At 65.4% G+C, this 21,111-nt stretch carries 20 protein-coding genes and 1 pseudogene; 6 read left to right on the forward strand and 15 right to left on the reverse strand.

Annotated features, from left to right (window positions below):
• Positions 1 to 149: 149 nt before the first annotated feature.
• Positions 150 to 1,019 carry a helix-turn-helix transcriptional regulator gene (locus tag RDM88_RS05800; protein WP_308753923.1) on the reverse strand — a complete coding sequence of 290 codons (870 nt, stop codon included), beginning with the start codon at positions 1,017 to 1,019 and terminating at the stop codon, positions 150 to 152.
• A 136-nt stretch (positions 1,020 to 1,155) separates the two neighbouring features.
• On the opposite strand from RDM88_RS05800, the gene RDM88_RS05805 reads away from it, so the two are divergent.
• From RDM88_RS05805 to RDM88_RS05820, 4 genes are all read left to right on the forward strand, one after another.
• Positions 1,156 to 2,268, forward strand: a complete 1,113-nt coding sequence (locus RDM88_RS05805) for a sn-glycerol-3-phosphate ABC transporter ATP-binding protein UgpC (protein ID WP_308753924.1) — start codon at positions 1,156 to 1,158, stop codon at positions 2,266 to 2,268.
• Positions 2,269 to 2,349: 81 nt separating this feature from the next.
• Entirely contained in the window at positions 2,350 to 3,024 is a 675-nt protein-coding gene (locus tag RDM88_RS05810) for a YesL family protein (RefSeq protein ID WP_308753925.1), read from the forward strand.
• Between the two features lie 166 nt (positions 3,025 to 3,190).
• Positions 3,191 to 3,895 carry a hypothetical protein gene (locus RDM88_RS05815; RefSeq protein WP_308753926.1) on the forward strand — a complete coding sequence of 235 codons (705 nt, stop codon included), beginning with the start codon at positions 3,191 to 3,193 and terminating at the stop codon, positions 3,893 to 3,895.
• A 4-nt stretch (positions 3,896 to 3,899) separates the two neighbouring features.
• Positions 3,900 to 4,943: a nitrilase-related carbon-nitrogen hydrolase gene (locus tag RDM88_RS05820; protein ID WP_308753927.1), complete on the forward strand. Its 1,044-nt coding sequence runs from the start codon at positions 3,900 to 3,902 to the stop codon at positions 4,941 to 4,943.
• Positions 4,944 to 5,185: 242 nt separating this feature from the next.
• Here the strand turns inward: RDM88_RS05820 and tadA are convergent, their stop codons facing one another.
• Entirely contained in the window at positions 5,186 to 5,641 is a 456-nt protein-coding gene (tadA, locus tag RDM88_RS05825) for a tRNA adenosine(34) deaminase TadA (protein WP_308753928.1), read from the reverse strand.
• A 5-nt stretch (positions 5,642 to 5,646) separates the two neighbouring features.
• Positions 5,647 to 6,639 (reverse strand): CPBP family intramembrane glutamic endopeptidase, encoded by a 993-nt coding sequence (locus RDM88_RS05830; protein WP_308753929.1) that lies wholly within the window; start codon positions 6,637 to 6,639, stop codon positions 5,647 to 5,649.
• A gap of 286 nt (positions 6,640 to 6,925) precedes the next feature.
• On the opposite strand from RDM88_RS05830, the gene RDM88_RS05835 reads away from it, so the two are divergent.
• The gene (locus RDM88_RS05835; RefSeq protein ID WP_308753930.1) at positions 6,926 to 8,227 is read left to right on the forward strand and encodes a cytochrome c biogenesis protein CcdA; all 1,302 of its coding nucleotides are present in this window, start codon (positions 6,926 to 6,928) and stop codon (positions 8,225 to 8,227) included.
• A 75-nt stretch (positions 8,228 to 8,302) separates the two neighbouring features.
• Here RDM88_RS05835 and RDM88_RS05840 read toward each other — a convergent pair whose 3' ends face one another.
• The 12 genes and pseudogenes from RDM88_RS05840 to RDM88_RS05895 all read right to left on the reverse strand — a co-directional run.
• Positions 8,303 to 9,469: a CCA tRNA nucleotidyltransferase gene (locus tag RDM88_RS05840; RefSeq protein ID WP_308753931.1), complete on the reverse strand. Its 1,167-nt coding sequence runs from the start codon at positions 9,467 to 9,469 to the stop codon at positions 8,303 to 8,305.
• Positions 9,470 to 9,681: 212 nt separating this feature from the next.
• Positions 9,682 to 10,524, reverse strand: coding sequence for an NYN domain-containing protein (locus RDM88_RS05845; RefSeq protein ID WP_308753932.1), 843 nt, complete (start codon positions 10,522 to 10,524; stop codon positions 9,682 to 9,684).
• Positions 10,525 to 10,731: 207 nt separating this feature from the next.
• Positions 10,732 to 11,157: an Hsp20/alpha crystallin family protein gene (locus RDM88_RS05850; protein ID WP_308753933.1), complete on the reverse strand. Its 426-nt coding sequence runs from the start codon at positions 11,155 to 11,157 to the stop codon at positions 10,732 to 10,734.
• A gap of 216 nt (positions 11,158 to 11,373) precedes the next feature.
• On the reverse strand, positions 11,374 to 12,318 hold the full coding sequence (locus tag RDM88_RS05855; RefSeq protein WP_308753934.1) for an L-lactate dehydrogenase: 945 nt from the start codon (positions 12,316 to 12,318) through the stop codon (positions 11,374 to 11,376).
• 219 nt (positions 12,319 to 12,537) lie between these two features.
• Positions 12,538 to 13,692: a DUF6070 family protein gene (locus RDM88_RS05860; protein WP_308753935.1), complete on the reverse strand. Its 1,155-nt coding sequence runs from the start codon at positions 13,690 to 13,692 to the stop codon at positions 12,538 to 12,540.
• A gap of 134 nt (positions 13,693 to 13,826) precedes the next feature.
• Positions 13,827 to 15,149 carry a pyrimidine-nucleoside phosphorylase gene (locus RDM88_RS05865; protein ID WP_308753936.1) on the reverse strand — a complete coding sequence of 441 codons (1,323 nt, stop codon included), beginning with the start codon at positions 15,147 to 15,149 and terminating at the stop codon, positions 13,827 to 13,829.
• Positions 15,150 to 15,232: 83 nt separating this feature from the next.
• Complete coding sequence (locus tag RDM88_RS05870; protein ID WP_308753937.1) at positions 15,233 to 16,408, reverse strand: phosphopentomutase; 1,176 nt, start codon at positions 16,406 to 16,408, stop codon at positions 15,233 to 15,235.
• Positions 16,409 to 16,590: 182 nt separating this feature from the next.
• Complete coding sequence (locus tag RDM88_RS05875) at positions 16,591 to 17,148, reverse strand: hydrolase (RefSeq protein ID WP_374045419.1); 558 nt, start codon at positions 17,146 to 17,148, stop codon at positions 16,591 to 16,593.
• A 199-nt stretch (positions 17,149 to 17,347) separates the two neighbouring features.
• Positions 17,348 to 18,355 (reverse strand): 2-dehydropantoate 2-reductase, encoded by a 1,008-nt coding sequence (locus RDM88_RS05880; protein WP_308753939.1) that lies wholly within the window; start codon positions 18,353 to 18,355, stop codon positions 17,348 to 17,350.
• Entirely contained in the window at positions 18,339 to 19,214 is an 876-nt protein-coding gene (locus RDM88_RS05885) for a patatin family protein (RefSeq protein ID WP_308753940.1), read from the reverse strand. Before RDM88_RS05885 ends, RDM88_RS05880 begins: the two co-directional genes overlap by 17 nt.
• A gap of 44 nt (positions 19,215 to 19,258) precedes the next feature.
• Positions 19,259 to 19,804, reverse strand: coding sequence for an N-acetyltransferase family protein (locus tag RDM88_RS05890; protein ID WP_374045420.1), 546 nt, complete (start codon positions 19,802 to 19,804; stop codon positions 19,259 to 19,261).
• A gap of 81 nt (positions 19,805 to 19,885) precedes the next feature.
• Positions 19,886 to 20,218, reverse strand: a pseudogene (locus RDM88_RS05895) (GNAT family N-acetyltransferase); the annotation flags it as partial.
• A 116-nt stretch (positions 20,219 to 20,334) separates the two neighbouring features.
• Between RDM88_RS05895 and RDM88_RS05900 the strand changes: the two are divergent.
• A complete protein-coding gene (locus RDM88_RS05900) occupies positions 20,335 to 21,090 on the forward strand; it encodes an exodeoxyribonuclease III (RefSeq protein WP_308753941.1) in 756 nt (251 codons plus the stop codon).
• The last annotated feature ends 21 nt before the right edge of the window (positions 21,091 to 21,111 follow it).

The raw sequence follows: 21,111 nt of genomic DNA on the forward strand, positions 1-21,111 counted from the left end.
ATGGAACGCCCGGCCTCTTTCTGTTAGGCGGCGGGGAGGGACTGTGACCGTGCCTTCCCGCACGGGCGGCGGCCGCGATGAGGCGGGCCGGCCTGAACCAAACGTTTGGAAGGGGTTCAGGGGAAACATTTCCAAAAGTTCCCCCGGGGCTAAACGTAATGCACGCCCTCGAAGGCGTCGAGCCGGGGGGCGTCGCGGCGGGGGAGGGGGCCGGAGGCGCGGGCGCGGTATTCGCCGGGGGATTCGCCGGTGAGGCGGCGGAAGACCTTGCAGAAATAGTTGGCGCCCGCGTAGCCGGTCATGTTGGCCACCGTCTCGACCGGGTATTCGCGGTTGAGCAGGAGGAGCTTGGCGGCGTCGATCCGTTCCCGCTGGAGGAACTTGCCGGGGGACTCCCCAACTTCCGCCGTGAAGGTGCGGATGAGGTGGGGCTTGCTCACGCCGAGCTTTTCGGCGAGCTCGTCGACGCCCGCGAGGAAGGCGGGCTCCGACCGGATGAGGTCGACCGCGCCCCGCACCAGCTCGCTGTAGGAATCCGCGCGGGGCGCCGCCGCGCAGAGCTCCATGAGGATGCGGTAGGCCGCCTCGCTCGCGGCGAAGGGGTTCTGGAAGCCGCCCGCCTGCGCGCGGCGGCAGAAGTTCCACAGCAGGCCGGCCGCGCGGCACCCGGCGTGGGGGCGCAGGAGCGCGCCGCCGCGCGCGAGCAGCGCGGCAAGCTCCTGTGCGTTTTTGAGAAGCAGGTAGGCGTAGCAGGACTCCCCCTCGGGCAGCAGGCGCAGTGCGGAGGCGTCCTGTGCGATGAGGAAGCACCCCGGCTCCAGGCGGTGGGGCCGCTCCCCGAGCAGGGCGGACGCACGCCCTTCGTGCAGGTGGAGCAGCAGGACCGCGCGCTCCGAGAAGGAGAGCGGGCCGCGCGCCTCCAGCCGCCCGCACTCGGTCGGGAGCACGCCGGGAAAGCCCGCCGGGGCGCGCAGCCCAAGGGGCTGCCGGCCCGGCATGATTTCGTCGATCGCAGACATCAATAAATCACCATCGATATCAATAAAATACCCTTGTATTTGACAGAATCCCCGATATAATAAGGATTATAAGGGATATCAAAAGGATAGCACATCCGGATTATAAAATCAATATTTTACCATAGGGGGTTTTGTCATGGCAAGCATTTCCCTGCGCCACATCTTCAAGGTCTATCCCGGCAACGTGACCGCCGTGAGCGATTTCAACCTCGAGATCGACGACAAGGAGTTCATCATCCTCGTCGGCCCGTCCGGCTGCGGAAAGTCCACCACCCTGCGCATGATCGCGGGGCTCGAGGAGATCAGCAAGGGCGAACTCTACATCGGCGACAAGCTGGTCAACGACGTGGCCCCCAAGGACCGCGACATCGCGATGGTCTTCCAGAACTACGCGCTCTATCCGCATATGACCGTCTATAAGAATATGGCGTTCGGCCTCCAGCTCCGCAAGACCCCCAAGGAGGAGATCGACCGCAAGGTGCACGAGGCGGCCAGGGTGCTCGACATCGAGCACCTGCTCAACCGTAAGCCCAAGGCGCTTTCGGGCGGCCAGCGGCAGCGCGTCGCGCTCGGGCGCGCGATGGTCCGCGACCCGGCGGTCTTCCTGCTCGACGAGCCGCTCTCCAACCTCGACGCCAAGCTGCGCACGGCGATGCGTTCGGAGATCACCAAGCTGCACAAGCGCCTGGGAACCACCTTCGTCTACGTCACCCACGACCAGACCGAGGCGATGACGATGGGCGACCGGATCGTCGTCATGAAGGACGGCTTCATCCAGCAGGTCGACACCCCGCAGAACCTCTATGACAGGCCGTGCAACGTCTTTGTCGCGGGCTTCATCGGCTCCCCGCAGATGAACTTCCTCGACGTCACGATCCAGAAGAAGGACGGCCGCTACGCCGCGATGTTCGGCGATTATGAGATCAAAATCCCGGCGGGCAAGGCCGACGCCGGCGCGCTCGACGCCTATGTGGGCAAGACGGCGACCCTCGGCATCCGCCCCGAAAACCTGCACGACGAGGAGGCCTATTTCGGGCTCGACACGGCGAGCGTCATCGACGCGGACGTCGACCTGGCCGAGCTGATGGGCTCGGAGATCTTCCTCTACCTCACCAGCGGAGAAACCAAGCTGGTCGCCAAGGTCCCGCCCCGCAGCGGCGCCAAGGACGGCGACCGCATCAAGATTGCGATCGACTGCACCAAAATCCACCTCTTCGACAAGGAGACCCAGCAGGTCATCTTCAACTGAGCGGCCTGCGCCTGCGGCTTCCGGCGGCGGTTTTATCCGCCGCCGGGGCCTTTTTCCATCTTTAGAAAGCGAGGTGTTCCCGTGGGGCTCTTCGGAAATTACGCCAGGCCCGGTCCCGGCATCCCCAAGGACGCGCCCCCAAAAAAGGGGCTGGCCCTCTTTTTCGACGTGCTCTCCCGCGAGTTTTTCGAGCTTGTCAAGCTGAACCTGCTCTACCTGCTCTTCTGCGTCCCCGTCTTCACCATCCCGGCGGCGACCACCGCGATGTGCCGGATTGCCCTTACGATGCTCCGCGACCGGAACCACTTCCTCTGGCACGACTTTTTCGCCGCTTTTAAGCGGGAGTTCAAATGGTCCACGCTGCTCGGCCTGCCGCTGCTCGCGCTGATCCTCCTCTGCGGCGGGGCGCTGCGGTTTTACGCCGCGGCTGCTCTCTCCTCGCCCGCCTGGTCCATCCCCCTGCTGGCCGCAGGGGCGCTTCTGCTCCTGTTCCTCTGCGCGGCGCTCTACCTCTTTCCCATGCTCGCGCTCGTCGACCTGCCGCCCCGGCAGGCCCTGCGGAACGCCCTGCTGCTCGCGCTGCTCTGCCTGCCGCGCAACCTGCTTGCGCTGGCCGTCATCGGCGTGCTCCAGCTCCTCCTGCTGGCCGCCCTGCCGATGTCCCTCATCTACTTGGTGCTCATCGGCTGCTCCCTCTCCTGCCTGATCGCCTGCTTCTGCGCCTATGGGGGCATCCAAAAGCACGTTCTCCGGTAACCCGCGCGATATGCGCCGCCTTCCCCAAGGCGGCGGAAGAGGGGGCCGCCCTAGGGCGGCCCCCTCTTTTTTCCTCTCCCCGGGCGTTTGCAATCCGCGGGCGCGGATGGTATGATAAACGCAGGAAATCAACGGCGCCGCCCCGCGGCGAGAGAAAGGAATCCGCATGGAGCTTTTCCCGATTGAAATACGTCCCCCCTTCCAGCCCCCCTCGGAGGACGCGAAGCTGGTGCTGCTGGCGGACGGCGGCATCCATTTTGACGGCGCGGACCTGCGCCGCCACCTGTCGCAATGCGTCCGCTATGCCAGGGAGCACCGCGTCTACCTCGTGAGCGGCCTCTTCGCGCACGAGGGGAACCTCTGCCTCTGCCTGCTCGGCCCCGACGGACGGGCGCTCTGCCGCCAGCCCGCCCTGCACCTCGCCCTCCCGCTGCGGGGCGCGCTGCGCCCGGGGGAGCGGGTTGAGGTCGTGCACACGGAGCTGGGGAACCTCTTCCTCTGCGTCGACGCGGACATCTGCCATCCGCAGGTCCTCCGGACCGCCGCGCTCAAGGGGGCGGACGCCGTCCTGTCGGTGCAGTGCCTCGACCCGGCGGAGGAGACCCCCGAGCGCATCCTCTGCACCGTCTGGAACGCCGCGCAGAGCAACAACGTCTATGTCGCGAATTTCGCGGCCGGGGGCGCGGTCGTCTGCTGCCCCGCGCCCGTCACCCGCGCGGGGGACGGCTACCTGGTGCGGCGCACCGGCATGCTGCCCGTGCGGTTCGCGCTCAATATGGAGCGGCTCGACGAGATCCGCGCCCGGTTCGAGCTGATGGAACAGATCAATCCGGCGCTCGTGGAAAACTACGCCGCCGAACTGGGGAGGTAGCCGCATGTGGAAAGCGATTCTGGGGCTGATGACCTTCCGGCTGTCCTTCGCGGCCACGCCGAAAAAGATCACCGCCTTCCTCGAAGGGAAGGGGGAGAACGACCGGCGCAACGCCGAATTCGCCGCGCCCGAGGCGGTGCGCGCGGCGGCCGTGCAGCTCGCGCCCCGCGCCTACCGGGACTGGAAGGACTACGCGGCGGAAATTTACCGGCTGGCCAGGTCCGCAGTCGACGCGGGCGCGCAGGTCGTCGTCTTCCCCGAATACGTGGGGCTCGCCCCCCTCACGACCGTCCCCGGCTGGAAGCGGATGCTCCGCTGGCTGTTCGGCGGAGTCCCGCCCGCGCCGGACGGCCCCTTCCCGCAGCCCGCGAAGGAGCGGATGGAGCCGGTCGCGGCGGCGCTGCACGGCTACCTCTACGAGCTCTACATGTATACCTTCAGCACGGTCGCCCGCCTCCAGCACGTCTACCTCGTGGCGGGCAGCTCCCTCTTCTGGGAGGAGGGGCGGCTGATCAACCGGTGCGTCGTCTTCGGCCCCGACGGGCAGCCCGCGGGCGCGCAGGAAAAAATCTGCGCGATCGGGCCCGACCGCGCGCTGGGCGTCGAACCCTCCGGGCTCATCGAGCCGGTCGAGACGGCCGTCGGCCCGATCGGCGTCGTGCTCGGGTCGGACGCCTATTATTTCGAGTGCTTCAAAATCCTGCGGGAGCAGGGCGCGCGGCTCATCGCCGTGCCCGGCGCGGGCGGCGGCGTCCTGCCCGATCTGCTGCGCTGCCGCGCCAATGAAAGCGGCGTCTACGCGCTCTACGCCTGCTACGCCTCCGGCGGCGCCGCGCGGTGCGGCATCTTTGCCCCGCTCGACGCCACCCCGGGCAGGAACGGCGTGGTCGCCCGCGCGGACGGACCGCAGGCGTGCGCGCTCACGGCGCGCACCAATTTGGAAAAGCTGCGCCTCGCGGCCACCGAGGGGGAACCGAACGCCCCCTTTCTCGCGGAGGACTACCTGCACAGCTACCGCTACTGCGGCAAGCTGCCGCTGCTGGACTAAAAAAACCGCCCCCCGCGCCGCAGGAGGCGGTTTTTGCGCCGGCCCCGCCGCCAAAGGGCGCGGGGCAAAAAAAAGACGAGCCTCGCGGCCCGCTGACAGGTGAAGTGATCTGGAGATAAAATCAAGGAGGGGGGATTAACTTAGAAACGCTAAGTTTCTAAAAAGCATTATAACATATCCGCCCTCCCCAATGGTGAACAAACTATGAACGGACACAAGATATTGTGTCCGATTTGATTTTTTTATCGGCAGTTACGCAATCTTTGGAAGAAGGCGGAAAGTTCCGCCGCGCAGGCCTCCGCGAGCACGCCCCCGACCACCTCAGGGCGGTGGTTGAAGGGAAGCGCCGCAAAGTCGCTCACCGAGCCGAAGCAGCCCGCCTTGGGGTCGCGCGCGCCGAACACCACCCGGCGGATGCGGGCGTTGACGATCGCGCCCGCGCACATCGGGCAGGGCTCGAGGGTGACGTAGAGGTCGCACCGGTGCAGCCGCCAGCCGCCCAGCCTGCGGCAGGCCGCGTCGATCGCCTCCAGCTCGGCGTGGGCCAGCGCGTTTTTGCCCGTCTCGCGGCGGTTGAAGCCGGTGCCGACGACCTCGCCGTCCCACACCGCAACCGCGCCCACCGGCACCTCGCCCAGCTTCGCGGCCTCCCGCGCCAGCTCGAGCGCGAGGGACATGTAGGATTCGTCGGTTGGCATGTCGGTCACATCCTTGTAAAGCTCAGGTAGAAGATTCGCAGGTAGAGCGCCAGCAGCAGGAGCATCGGGAAGCTCAGGAAGAACCTGCGGTAGCGGGTCCGCTCCCGCAGCGGGCAGTCGCAGGGACGCAGCGAACCGTCGAGCGAGAGCTTCTGGAAGAGATACCAGAAGCCGATCCCGCCGGCGGCCAGGTAGACGATGAATTCCAGCCCCTGCAGGGCCAGCACCCCCAGGTCGCTCATGTTCACCGTCACGATCGAGAGCAGGACGACCAGGAGGTTGTTGAGGAAGTGGATGGCCATGCTCGTCCAGATCGAGTTGGTCTTGACCATGAAGTAGCCGAGCGCCGCGCCCAGCAGAAAGGCGTTGGGGAACTGGACCATATTGCGGTGGAGCAGCCCGAAGAGCAGCGCCGACACGACGATCGCAAACCGGTCCCCAAAGGGGCGCAGGGAACCGAGCACCACGCCGCGGTAGGTGAACTCCTCGATGAGCGCGGGCAGGGCGGTGGCGTTGAAGACATAGAGCGCGGCGGCCAGCGGGTCGCCGGGAATCTCCATCGGCAGGTCGGCGGGCAGAAGCCCGAAGAAGGAAAAAAAGATCGACGCGGCCAGCGAAAGAAGCACCCCGACGACCGACAGCCCGAGCACGACCGCCGCCGAGGCGGCGAGGATGGGCGGATGGGGCGGGTCGTGCGGCACCCGGCGCAGCCGGAAGCCGAGCACCTTCGCGTAGGCGAGGTAGGGCAGCAGGAAGACGGTCAGGTAGGTCGCCAGCGAGAAAAGCTCGTTGGCGATGGCAAAGCCGCGCTCCCCCGCGCCCGCCCGGTCGAGCGCGCCGACGATCCAGCCGATGACCGTGTCCGACTGGACGAGGTAGAGGCAGAGGATATTGACGATGATGGTGAGCGAAAGCAGCGCGCTCTGCATCCGCAGGCGCGAGGCGGCCTCCGCCGGGCCGGGCCGGAATTCCGGCGCCTCCTGCTGGTATTGGCACATGGGCTTGTCCCCTTGTCTATGAAAAAGGCCGCGCGGGCGGCCCGGTTCTCTTTCCGCGGCGGTCGGCGCCGCCGGTTCCCTGCGCCGGCGCAGCCGCGCGCAATCGGCGAAAGCCGATTGCCTGCGCTTATTATAGCATAATCCGTGCAAAATGCGAACCGCTCCCGAGAATTTACAATTCCGTCATCTTTTATCCTGCCCGGGCGGTTGACAAATTTTCCTCGACCGGATATAATAGCACTATCCTAACTGCAATAATTTAAATTACAGATTGTGAGGAATCCGTATGCCGGGCTTTGCCGCCACCGAACACATCAGTTTTCTCCTCGTCTTCCTGGAGGGGCTGCTCTCCTTCTTCTCCCCCTGCGTCATTCCGCTCATCCCCATCTACGTCAGCTATCTCGCGGGCAGCGGCGAACGGGACGAAAACGGCAATCCCGTCTACAGGCGGAGCAGGGTGATGCTGCACACCCTCTTCTTTGTGCTGGGGATCTCCTTCGCGTTCTTCCTGCTGGGCATCGGCTTCACCGCCGTCGGCACCTTCTTCAGCGGGCACCGCGCCCTCTTTTCCCGCATCGGCGGCATCGTCATCCTCCTGCTCGGCCTCGTGCAGGTCGGCTTCTTCGAGCTCAAATTCCTCCAGCGGGAGCACAAATTTCACCTCAACGTCGCCGGCAAAAAGATGAATCCCGCCGCCGCCTTCATCATGGGCTTCACCTTCTCCTTCGCGTGGACCCCCTGCGTCGGCCCCGCCCTCTCGTCGGTGCTCATCCTCGCCTCGGGCGCGAAAAGCGCCCTCGCGGGCAACCTGCTCGTGCTGGTCTACGCGCTCGGCTTTGTGCTGCCCTTCCTCGCGCTCGGCCTCTTCACCACCCAGGCGCTCGGCTTCCTGCGCCGCAACCAGAAGCTCATGAAATACACGATCAAGGCGGGCGGCGTGCTGCTCATCGTCATCGGAATCATGACCTTCACCGGCTGGATGAACGGTATCACCAGCTACCTGAGCGCTCCGCGCATCCCCGATTCCGGCGTCTCCCAGAGCGAGCCCGCCGCGCCCGTTTCCTCCGAGGCCCCCGCTTCGGGCGAATCGCCCTCCTCCGCGGCGTCCTCCGGGGAGGAGGCGCCGGACGCTCCGGCCGCGCCCGACTTCACCCTCGTCGACCAGAGCGGCGTCACCCACACCCTCTCTGACTACAAGGGCAAGGTGGTCTTCCTCAACTTCTGGGCGACCTGGTGCCCGCCCTGCCAGCAGGAGATGCCCCACATCGAAGAGCTCTACAAGGAGTACGGCGAAAACTCCGGCGACGTGATCTTTTTGGGCGTCGCCAATCCCAAGACGGACGAAAACCCCTACGGGCAGGACAAATCGCCCGAGGAGATCGCGGCCTTCCTTTCCGACAAGGGCTACACCTTCCCGACCGTGATGGACACGACGGGCGGCGTCTTCGCCCAGTACGGCATCAGCGCCTTCCCGACGACCTTCATGATTTCGGCGGACGGCACCGTCTTCGGCTATGCGCCCGGCGCGATGACCAAGGAGATGATGCGGAGCGTCATCCAGCAGACGGTCGACGGCGCGGCGAAGTAAATTGAAAGAGGAAAGGGGCGGTTCCCGATGGGAACCGCCCCTTGTGATTCTCAAAAAAGGGAAGCGGCGAAATTTTTAATGAGGGCAAACAAGCTTCAAGAGCGCGGCGCGCTCGTTCGGACAGCGCCCGTTGACCACCGCGTCGAGCAGTGCGGAAAGGGTGCGTCCGAGCTCCGGTCCGGCGGGCACGCCCGCCGCGAGCAAATCCCCGCCCTTTACCGCGAGCGCGTCGAGCGACCAGCAGTCGCCGTCCGCGAGCACCTCCCCGAGCGTGCGCTCCACGCCGGCGAGCGGCTCCCCGTACGCCGCGCGCATCGCCAGCAGACGACGGAATCCTTCCGGGCCGACGGCGCGCAGCATCCGCCGCGCCGCCGGGCGGTCCTCCCCAAGCGGCGCGGACCGGAAGGCGAGAAGGGCCTTTACGGCGCGAAGCGTCCTGTGGTCGAATTTCAGGCGGCGCAGGGCGGCTTCCGCGTCCGCCTCCGAGGAAAAAAGCATCGCCAGCCGCACCGGCGGGTCGGCGGGCGCGCGTCCGAGCGCGCCCGGGTCGCAGTCCCACGCGGGCAGGACCTGCGCGATCACCTCGGGAAACGTCCGCAGGACGGCGGGGGCGTTTTCTCCGCACACGAGCTTCACAAGCTCCGCCGTGATCCGCTCCGCCGACACCTTTCCAAGCAGCGCGCGGCCCGCACGCAGGGCGCCGGCGGTTTTGACCTCGACCGAAAAGCCGAGCGCCGCCGAAAAGCGCAGGGCGCGCAGAATGCGCAGCGCGTCCTCCTGAAACCGCCGCGCCGGGTCCCCGACAGAGCGGATCACGCCGCCGCGCAGGTCGTCCGCGCCGCCGAACGGGTCGGCAAGGCCGGTCTCCGGCGACCATGCCATGGCGTTTACCGTGAAATCGCGGCGGGCGAGGTCCTCCCGGAGGCTGCGGGTAAAGGCGACCGAATCGGGGCGGCGGCCGTCGGAATAGGGGCCGTCCACCCGGTAGGTGGTGATTTCGACGGGTTCGCCGTCGACCAGCACGGTCACGGTGCCGTGGCGGATGCCCGTCTCGATGACGGGCGCCCCGGAAAACACCGCCTTCGTCTCCTCCGGAAGCGCGGAGGTGGTCACATCCCAATCGACCGGCACGCGGCCGAGCAGGCTGTCGCGCACGCAGCCGCCCACGACGTAAGCCTCGTGGCCCGCCGCGCGCAGGGCGCGCAGCACATACGCCGCGCCGCACGGCAGCGCCAGTTCCATGCCGCCACCCCCTAACAGTAAAAATTTCGCCCGCCCTATTCAAAAGTTTCGCCCGCCTTTTCAAAGGCGGCGGGGCCGCGGGGCAGAGCCCCGCGCCGCGCTTCGCAAAGCGCGGAACGCCCAGTCCTTCAGGCGTATTTTTCGCTTCCTTTTTACAAGAGAAAAAGGAAGATCAAAAAAGGCCGCCGCGCGATGCGGCGGCCTTTCCCCAATTATTTGAGCTTCACATAGATGAGCTTGACGCTGCTGTCGCGGGTGCGCACGCTCTTGATGTCGAAGAGGTCGAGCGACTCGATGAAGGGGGTGAGCTTGGAGAAGCCGAAGTTGCGCACGTCGAAGTCGGGATACCGCTTGACGAGCAGGTTGCCGATCGTGCCGATGAAGAGCCAGCCGTCCTCGTCCGAGTTTTCCGCCACGATCGTGCGGATCGCCTTTTTGATCGTGCGCAGGCCGGTCATCTGCTTCTCCTCCGGCTCGGGGCAGGGATCGGGCGCGGGTTCCGGATCCGGCTTGGGTTCGGGCTTCGCCTCCTGCCTGGGGGCGGGCTTGGCCTTCTCCTGCTTGGGCTGCTGTTTGGGCTTTTCCGGCTGGGCGGGTTTTTCCGGTTCCTTCTGCTCGGCGGTCGCGAGGATGTCGAGGTATTTGAACCGGTTGCAGGCGGAGATGAACGATTTGGGGGTTTTGCGCTCCCCCATGCCCACGACGGTCATGCCGCTCTCCCGCAGGCGCGCGGCCAGCCGGGTGAAATCGCTGTCCGACGAGACGATGCAGAAGCCGTCCACCTGGCCTGAATAGAGGATATCCATCGCGTCGATGATCATGGCCGAGTCGGTCGAGTTCTTGCCGGTGGTGTAGCTGTACTGCTGGATGGGCAGTATGGAGTTGTCGAGCAGGACGTTTTTCCACGAGACGAGCGCGGGGCTTGTCCAGTCGCCGTAGATGCGCTTATAGGTGGCGATCCCGTCGTTTGAGATCTCGTCCAGAATGATCTTGATATATTTTCCCGATATGTTGTCGGCGTCGATAAGCACCGCGAATTTGCTGTCGCTTGCCATTCCTTCACCTCGATTGATATGGTTCGGTCTTTGCGGTCTGTCTTACGCTGCCCGCCGCAGGCGGGCGCAATTGGCTTTGGCCAATTGCCTGCGCTTATTATAGCATAAATTTGCGGCAAAAAAGTCGCATCCGGGAAAATATTTGCGGAAAGATGCAAAAACCCCCGCCCGCGGAGGCGGGCGGGGGAATTCCAAAAGCCCGAAGGCTTATTTGAGCTCGATCTGGCGGGCCTGCGGCTGGGCGGGGAGCTTCTTGGGCAGCTCGAGCTCGAGCACGCCGTTTTTGTATTCGGCGCCGATCTTTTCGACGTCGATGCCGGAAACGTCGAAGCTGCGCGCGAAAGAGCCGTAGCGGCGTTCGCGGCGGACGTAGCCGTCCTCTTTCTTCTCCTCGCTCTCGGCCTTGTGCTCGGCGGAGATCGAAAGGGTGTCGCCGTTCAGGTCGATCCTGATGTCCTCCTTGTCGAAGCCGGGCAGCTCGGCCTGGAGGACGAACTTGTCGCCCTTATCGAGGATATCGGTGCGAATCTCGGAGAAGCTCGCCGGGAAATCGCTGAAAAAGGTCTTGTCAAAGGCGTCGAAGAAGTTGGACAGGTTTCTGGTTCTGCGTTCAAAAGGCATCAGGTCAAACATGATAAAATCCCCCTTCAGATGTTGTGTTCTCGTGTTGTTCAACCCGGATTATGAGTTCCCAGGATGTTACGGCACATGGCAATCATCTTCTTTCCCGGCGCCTGTGCCCGGCGCTCTTTCTTGTTTCATTGGCTTTAGTATAACCCGGGATTGTTACAAAGCAACGCATCATTTATGAATAAACCGTGAATTTTTAGCACTCTATATATTAGAGTGCTAATCAAGCGTAATCTCCGCGAGGACCTCGGATAGCGCCGCTGCGGACGCCTCCAGCGCCCGGTGCTCCGTCTCGTCGAGCGGGAAATCGAGGATCTGCTTGATCCCCTCCCGGCCCACGATCGCGGGCAGCCCGAGGCAGAGGTCGTGCAGCCCATAGTGCCCGTCCGCCAGCCCCGATACGGGCAGCACCGAGTTCTCGTCCCGCACGATCGCCTCCGCGATCCGCCGAACCGCTTTGGCGATCGCGTAATTGGTCGCGCCCTTGCGCTCAATGATCCGGTAGGCGCTGTTCTTGACCTCCTCATAGATGCCGTGCAGCCCCGCCATGTCGGCGCACTTGCCGCACACCTTGCAGAAATCCGCGAGGTCGATGCCCGACACGTTGGCCGAGCTCCACACGGGCAGCTCGGTGTCCCCGTGCTCGCCGATGATGAAGGCGTGGATGTTGCGCGGGTCGACCTCGAGGTGCTCCCCGAGCAGGTATTTGAACCGCGCGGTGTCCAGCACGGTGCCCGACCCGATCACCCGCGAGGCGGGGAAGCCGGACAGCTTGAGCGTCACATAGGTGAGGATGTCCACAGGGTTGGCCACCACCAGCAGGATGGCGTCCTGATTGTAGCGGACGATCTGGGGGACGATCGACCGGAAAATCTTCACGTTCTTGCGGACCAGGTCGATGCGCGTCTCGCCGGGGGACTGCGCCGCGCCCGCCGTGATGATCACCAGCCCCGCGTCCGACAGGTCGGGGTAATCCCCCGCGTAGACGTTGACGGGACGCACGAAGGGCACGCCGTGGGCGATGTCCATCGCCTCCCCCTCCGCCTTCTTCCGGTCGATATCGAGCAGCACCAGCTCGGAGAAGAGCCCGCTGCCCAGCAGGGTGTAGGCGGTGGTCGCGCCGACCGCGCCGCAGCCGATGACCGCGCATTTCTGTAGATTCATAGGGGTCCCTCCTTTGGAACGATTAAATTATACTGTTTTAGTATATTATAGCGCCCGCCGGGGAATTTGGCAAGCGCCGCCAATGGCTAGTTTTTGCGCGGGCCGCCTGAATATACCGCGTCCGGAAGTCTGCGGCAAAAAAGCAGGGACCGGAACGAAAGGCGTTCGTTCCGGTCCCTGTGTGCGTCTTAGACGCACAGACCCGCCGCGCGGGGCGGTTTACTCTGCAAAAAACGCGATGGGTTCGGGCGGCCAGCTGTGTACGATCTCGTAGGAGCGGTAGAGGAAGCCGCCGTCCGGTTTCTTTTCCACCGTCAGGCGCCCGACGCGCATCGGCCGGTCAGGCTGGTCGTAGGGGCCGTAGGAGCCCACCGCGATTTCAATCACGCCGTCCTTTTCCGCGTAATCCAGCACGGAGAGCCCGCCGCCTCCGCCGAAGCCGCCGATCATTTCATAGCAGTCCCCGTCGGCACGGTAGAACTGGGAGGTGCGCAGGTATTCCACCGGCACGTCGAAATATTCCCGGATTGCCGCTTCCACCTCGGCGGCGGGCGCGGTCGCACCCGGCGCGAAGCAGCCCTCGAAGTCCTTCTCCATCCCCAGCAGGTTGTTGAAGCAGAGATAGAAGAACAAATCGTCCGCCTCCATCTCCGCCGGAGAGCTCCAGTCGTATTGCAGAAGCCTGCCGCTGGGGATCATCGGGTAGACATAGGTCTTCGCGAGCTCCTCCCGCGCCCGCTCCTCGCCGCCGACGGGATAGATCGGATAGCGCATCTCGTTTTCCTCGTACTTCCAGCCGCCGTCGGGGGAGAGGCGGATTTTGACCGTGCCGCTCCAGACGATGACGCCGTCTTCCCGGGGGCCGTAGACGTCGTAGTCGAGCGTCAGGAGGCCGTCCTCGAGGACGGCGTTGTTCACCTGCGCGGTGCAGGCCGCGCCCAGCCCCTCGAAGCGGTAGGCGTTGGCAGCCTCGTCGTAGCGGATGTGGATGCGCATGCTCGAGACAGCGTCGGCGCCGAAGTACCGCCCGATATATTCCTCGACCTCCTCCGCCGGGAATTCGGCGGGCGCCTCTTTCCCGAGATCCTCCATGTAGTGCAGGGCGTAGTAGTCCACCAGCGCGTCCGCGCCGATGTTGAACGGGATTTCCCAGGTGCGTCCCGCCGCCCCGGAATAGAGCAGGCGGTCCACATATTGCCCGGTCAGGGCCGGGTAGTCGGTCAGGTCGGGGACGGCCGGCCCGGTGGGCTCGACGGGTCCGGAGGACGCGGCGGGGCTGTCCGCCGCACTCTGCGCCGGCGGAACCGCGGCCGGTTCCCGCGCGCATCCCGCCAGCAGCACGAGCGCCGCGCATAATACGAATACCTTTTTCATTCCAATCCTCTCCTTTCCCTCTATAACCCCCGGGACGCCCCAAAAGGGACTGCCGTCCTCTAAAATTCTCCCCGCGCAAATGAAAAGCCCGCCGCCCCGGCCTGGCTGCCGGGACGGCGGGCGCCCGCGTCCGGTCAGAATTTCTCCACCGCGTCCTTGGTGACGCGCGCGAGCACCAACTTTTCGGGCGCGGGGCGCGTTTCGGAGAAGGCGACCGCCTCCAGAAGCAGGCGCTCTCCCTCGGGGACGAGCTCCCGCCGGGAGGTCAGCAGCCGCGCGATGGGCTCGCCCTTTTTCACCGCGTCGCCCGTCTTTTTGAGGAGCAGGATGCCCGCGGAGAGGTCGATCGCGTCCTCCTTGCTGGCGCGGCCCGCGCCGAGCGCCACCGACGCGATGCCGCACAGCTCGGTCTGCATGTGGGAGATATAGCCGTCCGCCGGGGAGAGCACCTCGTGCACGACCGGCGCCTTGGCGAATTTTTCGGTGTCGTCGAGCACAGACACGTCGCCGCCCTGCGCGGCGACCATCGCGCGCAGCTTTTCAAAGGCCGCGCCGTTCCGGAGCGCCTCCTCCGCCATCGCGCGGCAGGCGGCGAGCTCCCCCTTGCCCGCCAGCACGAGCATGTTGGAGGCGAGCTGCAGGCAGACCTCGGAAAGGTCCGCCGGGCCCCGCCCGCGCAGCGTATCCACCGCCTCGATGACCTCCAGGGAGTTGCCGATCGCGTGGCCGAGGGGGAGGTCCATGTCGGTGATGAGCGCGATGGTGCGGCGGCCGTTGTGCTCGCCGATCGACACCATCGCCTGCGCGAGCCCGATGGAATCGTCGAGCGTCTTCATGAACGCGCCGCTGCCCGTCTTGACGTCGAGCACGATCGCGTCGGAGCCCGCCGCGAGCTTTTTGCTCATGATCGACGAGGCGATGAGCGGCAGGCTGTCCACCGTGGCGGTCACGTCGCGCAGCGCGTAGATCTTCTTGTCCGCGGGCGCGATGTTGCCCGTCTGGCCGATGACCGAAAGGCCGGCGTCCCGCACGATCTGGAAAAACCGCTCCCGCTCGACCGAGGTGCAGAAGCCCGGGATCGATTCGAGCTTGTCGATCGTGCCGCCCGTGTGCCCCAGCCCGCGCCCGCTCATCTTGGCGACCGGCGCGCCGCACGCCGCCACGATGGGCGCGACGATCAGCGTCGTCTTGTCGCCGACGCCGCCGGTGCTGTGCTTGTCCACCTTGCTCCCGGGGATCGCGGAGAGGTCCACCATGTCGCCCGAACGCGCCATGCAGTCGGTGAGCACGGCGGTCTCGTGTTCGTCCATACCTTGAAACCAGATCGCCATCAGCAGGGCGGACGCCTGGTAATCGGGGATGCGGCCGGCCGTGTAGCCGTCGATGAAATAGGCGATCTCCTCGTCCGAGAGGGTTCCGCCGTTGCGTTTCTTCATGATCACGTCATAGATGCGCATGTTGCTCCTCCTTATTCGTTCAGGTCAGCGGGGCCGACGCCGCGCGGCGGCCCCCGGTGTATCCCGTTTTCGCTTCCGCGCGCCTATCCCCGCGCGAGGATCAGCGGGCAGAGCGATTCGCCGTCGCAGCCGGCGTCGACGCCCAGCAGCGCCGCCGCCGTTTCGCCCGTGTCCGCGAAGGTCGGGCGGGTGCCGAGGTCACGCCCCGCCGCGATCTCCCTCCCGTAAACGAGCAGCGGCACGTATTCCCGCGAATGGTCGGTCGAGGGGGTGGAGGGGTCGCAGCCGTGGTCGGCCGTGATCATCAGCACGTCGTCCTCCCGCAGCAGGGGCAGCAGCTCGCCGAGCTGTTCGTCAAAGCGGTTGAGCGCCGCCGTGTATCCCGGCACGTCGTTGCGGTGCCCGTAGACCATGTCGAAGTCGACGAGGTTCACGAAGCAGAGCCCGTGGAACGCCTTCTTCGCCCAGGCGATCGTCTGCTCCATGCCGTCCTCGTTATTTTGGATGCGGCTGGTCCGGGAGATCCCCTTGCCCGCGAAGATGTCGTAGATCTTGCCGACGCCGATCGTATCGAGGCCCGCGGCCTGCAGCTTGTCGAGGATGGTGCCGCGCGGCGGGGTCAGTGAGAAGTCGTGTCGGTTGGAGGTGCGCCTGTAGTCGGGCCAGCTGCCCTCGAAGGGCCGCGCGATGACGCGGCCCACCCCGTGCTCGCCCTGGAGCAGCGTGCGGGCCGTCTCGCAGTACTCGTAGAGCTGCTTGACCGGCACGATCCGCTCGTGCGCCGCGACCTGGAAGACGCTGTCCGCGCTCGTGTAGACGATGAGCGCGCCCGTCTCCTCATGCGCGCGGCCGTAGTCGAGGATGACCTGCGTGCCCGAATAGGGCTTGTTGCAGAGCACCCCGCGCTCCGTCAGCCGCTCGTATTCGCGGATGATCTCGGGGGGGAAGCCGTCCGGGTAGGTCGGCATCGGCTTTGGGGAGACGATGCCCGCGATCTCCCAGTGGCCGATCGTCGTGTCCTTTCCGGCGGACGATTCGCGCATGCGCGCGAAGGCGCCGAGCGGACGCTCCACCGGCTCGCCGCAGCCGACCCCCTCGATGTTATAGAGCCCCAGCTTTTGCAGGTTGGGCACCGAGAGCTTTCCCGACTGCCAGCAGGCGCGCAGCGTGTGGCTGCCCTCGTCGCCGTAGGCGGCCGCGTCCGGCTCCTCGCCGATGCCCACGCTGTCCAGCACGATCAAAAACACCCGTTTTGCCATGGTTTTCCCACCTTTCCAAGGCTGTCCCGCCTGCGCGGGGCGGCCTGATTCCTGTCCCCATTCTATCACACCGCGGCCCGCCGCACAAGGAAAGATGGCCGAAAACGGCTTCCCGTTTCCGGCCATCTTACAGAGGTCCCCGTGGTCCGGCGGGCCGTCTGTCGGGCCTGCCGGGGCGGCGGTCAGATTTCCATCGTGCCCATCAGGCTGCGCATGGCGAGGATCGTCCGTTCGATCAGCTCGTCGAGCTCCCAGCCGAGCATCTCCGCGCCCTGCGAGATGACCTCGCGCGAGCAGCCCGCCGCGAATTTTTTGTCCTTGAACTTCTTCTTCACCGATTTGGTCTCGAGGTCGACGACGCTTTTGGAGGGGCGCATGATCGCCGCCGCGCCGATCAGCCCGGTGAGCTCGTCGGTGGCAAACAAAATCTTTTCCATGATGTGCTCCGGCTTGATGTCGCAGCAGAGACCAAAGCCGTGGCTCGCCGTGGAATGGATAATCCCCTCGTCGAGCCCCTCTTCGCGCATCAGCTCCTGCGACTTGACGCAGTGCTCCTCCGGGTAAAGCTCAAAGTCGAGGTCGTGCAGCAGGCCGACCACCTTCCAGTACTCCACGCGGCCGGGGTCGTATTCCTCCGCGAAATACCCCATCACGCCGCTGACGATCGCCGCGTGGCGCAGGTGGAACGCCTCTTTGTTGTACTTTTCCAGCAGGGCCTGCGCCTCTTCCATCGTCGGGATCATTCCACAGACTTCCTTTCTGTTTTTCCCCATTATACTCCGCGCGGCAAAAAACGGCAAGCCGCTTTCCCACAGGGGGTGCGGGCGGAGGTTCCCCGGCAATGCCTCACGGGGCGCGCCCACGACCGACCGGGCGCGGCCGGCCTGAACCAAAACTTTGAAGGGGGCCGGGGGAACTTTCCCGAAAGTTCTCCCCCGGTCAGCGCCCGCCCAAACGGGCCGCCGCCCTCTCGTAGCTCGGGGCGGGAATCCCGAGCGCGCGGGCCATGCGTACCGGTTCGGCGACAAGCCCGTCCACTTCGCTTGCGCCGCCCCTTTTGAGGTCCTTCTGCATGGAGGCGGTCGTGTCAGGGCTCATGGCGTCGATGCGGCGCAGGCCGTCGGCGAGCATGTCCACGGGATAGCGGTAGCCCTTCGCGTCCGCGATGGCCGACAGCTCCCGCACGAGCGACTTGAAGAATTCGCGCGGCTCTCCCGGCGCCTGCAGGCCGCCCATCGGCAGGTCAAAATAAGCGCCCGCCGCCGCCATCGGGGAGACGAGCATGAATTTGCGGAAGGCGTCGCGGCGGATATCGTCCGAAACCACCGCGTCGATGTCCGCGCCGCGCAGCTCCTCCGCGATCTCCTGAAGGCGCGCCGCATGGGCGTTCCCCTCCCGCTCGCCGAAGACGATCCGGAAGACCTCCCCCGACTGGGTGACCTCTCCGGGCGCGGAGATATAACCGACGATATAGATGCAGCCGTCGGTCACCGTGCGGCCGGGCAGCCGGGCCGCCATCCGCTCCCCGGCGCCCAGGACGTTCAGGATGGGAATCACGACGGTCCGCTCATCCGACGCGCGTTCGACAAGCGGGAGAATCTCCTCCACCGAGTAGCCCTTGACGCAGACGAAGATCACGTCCGCGCGCCCGGTGAATTCCCCGGCGGTGCAGGCGGGGACCCGCAGCTCCCCGCGCCGGGTCCCGTGCAGGACCAGTCCGTCCCTCCGGATCGCCTCGAGGTGCTTTCCGCGCGCGACCAGCGTCACGTCGCGCCCCGCGTCGGCCAGATATCCGCCGATGCAGCCGCCCGTGCCGCCCGCGCCGATCACCAGATAGGTCGTTCCCGCGCCCTCCCGGGTGATTTGTGGAAGGTCCGGAGCTTCGCCTTCCCCTTTTCGGGCAGACGGCGTCCTGCCGGTGTCCGGCAGATCACTCAGCTTTGCCATTTTCCGCGCTCCTCTCCCGGGCCCACGCATGCAGGCGGGGCATCGCGAGCTGCGCGTCGAGCATCCCCGTCTTGTAGAGGGCCTCCAGCTTTTTGAGGTCCTTTTCAAACCGCCCGATCGTCACGGGGCGGTCGGGCGCGATCACGATCGCCCGCCCCTCCCGCTCGAGCCGCCGCACCCGGTCGAGCTCCCGGTTGTAGACCTCGTGGCGGATGTCGAGGGTGTGCACCATGCCCGGCGAATCGTGGAAGATATGCCGGTAGACCGGGCGGATGCCCTCGGGCGATTTCTCGTAGGAGCGGTCGCGGGTCAGCACCACGACCACCCGGTCGCAGCCGTCGTCCAGCGCCTTCTGCACCGGAATCGGGTCGGAGGTGCCGCCGTCGAGGTAGCGTCCCCCCATGAATTCCACCACGGGCGAAAACACAGGGATCGACGAGGAGGCGCGCAGCAGGGTGCTGTCCCCCGGCCGGACGGCCTCCTTGGTGAAGTAGACCGGCCTGCCGGTATCCGCGTCGGTCACGCCGGTGACAAACTCGACTGGCGAGGCCAGAAACGCCTCGTAGTCGAAGGGGTCGAGCCAGTTCGGGATCTCGTCGAAGATGAAGTCCATCCCAAACATCGACCTGGTTTTGACGAGGCTCTCAAAGCCCACATACCGCTTGTCGTCCACATAGCCGGTATTGACCCGGTAGCTGCGCCCCCGCTGACCCGACACGTAGCTGACCCCGCTGCACGCGCCCGCGGACACGCCGATCACGTAGTCCGCCTCAAAATGGTTGTCCATCAGGCAGTCGAGCACGCCGTTGGTATAGAGCCCGCGCATGCCGCCGCCCTCCAGGACCAGTCCGATTTTCATCACACTCTGCCTCCCCGCATGTGGAAATGCGTTTTTGTTCCGCGTCAGCCGTCCGCCGTCTCCGCGAGCGCCTTCATCGCGTCCCCCGTCAGGCGGTAGACGGTCCAGTCGTCCATCGCCCGCGCGCCGAGCGAACGGTAAAACCCGATCGAGGGCCTGTTCCAGTCGAGGCACCACCATTCGACCCGGCCGCAGCCGCGTTCGACGGCGAGCGCCGCCAGCCGCGCGAGCAGGGCCTTCCCGATGCCGGCGCCGCGCAGCCCGGGCAGTACGAAGAGGTCCTCCAGATAGAGCCCCGCGCGCCCGAGGAAGGTGGAGAAGTTGTGGAAGAAGAGCGCGAACCCGGCGGGGGCCCCGTCCTTTTCCGCGATCAGGACCTCCGCCTTCCGCTTTTCAAAAATCCATTCGCGCAGCAGGTCCTCGGTGGCGACCACCTCGCCGAGCATGCCCTCGTATTCGGCGAGCTTTTTGATAAAGTCCAGAATCAGCGCCAGGTCGCCGGTTCCGGCAAACCGGATGCGGCAGCCCTCGATCCCCGTCTCATAGGGGCCCGCGGGACACGCCCCCTTCACCTGCGTGAGATAGAGCATGTCGACGCACTGGCTGTCCCCTTCATAGATCGGCTCCGGGTAGTTGTCGGTAAAGAAATTCTTGACGACATGGCTCCGTTTAAATCCGCAGGACTCGTAAAACCCGACCGTGGAGGGAAAATCCCCCGTGCCAACCCACACCGCCGCGCCGTCCGGCAGCCGCGCGAGCGCCGCGCGCACCAGCGCGCCGCCGATCCCCCGGCGGTGGAACGGGTCGGCGACGGCGAGGTTCTTGATCTCCCAGCCGGCTTCCACCGGCACCGTCACGATCTCTCCGAGGACGGCGTCCCCCTCCCGCGCGGCGAGCATGAACCCATGCGGCAGGTAGCGCATGACCATCTCCCACGAGGGGTCCGCGAAGAGCAGCAGGTCCCGGAAGCGTTCCCGCTCTCCACGCACCTCAAAAATCTCCATTGCGACACCTCTTTCCGGTAGACTATCATAGCAGATTTTCCAGGCAAAGTAAATTGCGTTTTGCCGCGGATTCTGTTATGCTGGGAAAAAGAAATTTTCCGAAAGGACTTTGCCGTATGAAACTGATATCCTGGAACGTCAACGGCCTGCGCGCCTGCCTGGGCAAGGGCTTTCTTGATTTTTTCAACGCGGAAAACGCGGACGTCTTCTGCCTGCAGGAGACGAAGATGCAGCCCGGCCAGGCCGACCTTGACCTGCCCGGCTACCGGCAGTACTGGAACAGCGCGGTGCGCAAGGGCTATTCCGGCACGGCGGTGTTTACCCGCATCCCGCCGCTCTCGGTGGCCTGCGGCATCGGGCTCCCCGAACACGACGGGGAGGGCCGCGCCATCACCCTTGAATTTGAGGACTTCTACCTCGTCACCGTCTACACCCCCAACGCCCAGCGGGAGCTGACCCGGCTCGACTACCGCATGGAGTGGGAGGACGCCTTCCGCGCCTATGTGACGGCGCTCGACGAAAAAAAACCGGTCGTCATCTGCGGCGACCTCAACGTGGCGCACGAGGAGATCGACTTGAAAAACCCCAAGCCCAACCGGGGAAACGCGGGCTTCACCGACGAGGAGCGCCAGAAGCTCACCGAGCTGCTCGCGAGCGGCTTTGTCGACAGCTTCCGCGCCCTCTATCCCGACGCGGCGGGCGCCTACTCCTGGTGGTCCTACATGTACCACGCCCGCGCCAACAACGCGGGCTGGCGCATCGACTATTTCCTCGTCTCCGAACGGCTGCGCGGCGAAATTAGGGACAGCAGGATCCGCGCGGAAATTTTCGGCAGCGACCACTGTCCCGTGGAGCTTGATCTCTTCGAGTGATCCCTCTGAACGGCGAAGCGG

The organism is uncultured Anaerotruncus sp. (genome assembly GCF_902490045.1).
Classification (GTDB): domain Bacteria; phylum Bacillota; class Clostridia; order Oscillospirales; family Ruminococcaceae; genus Anaerotruncus.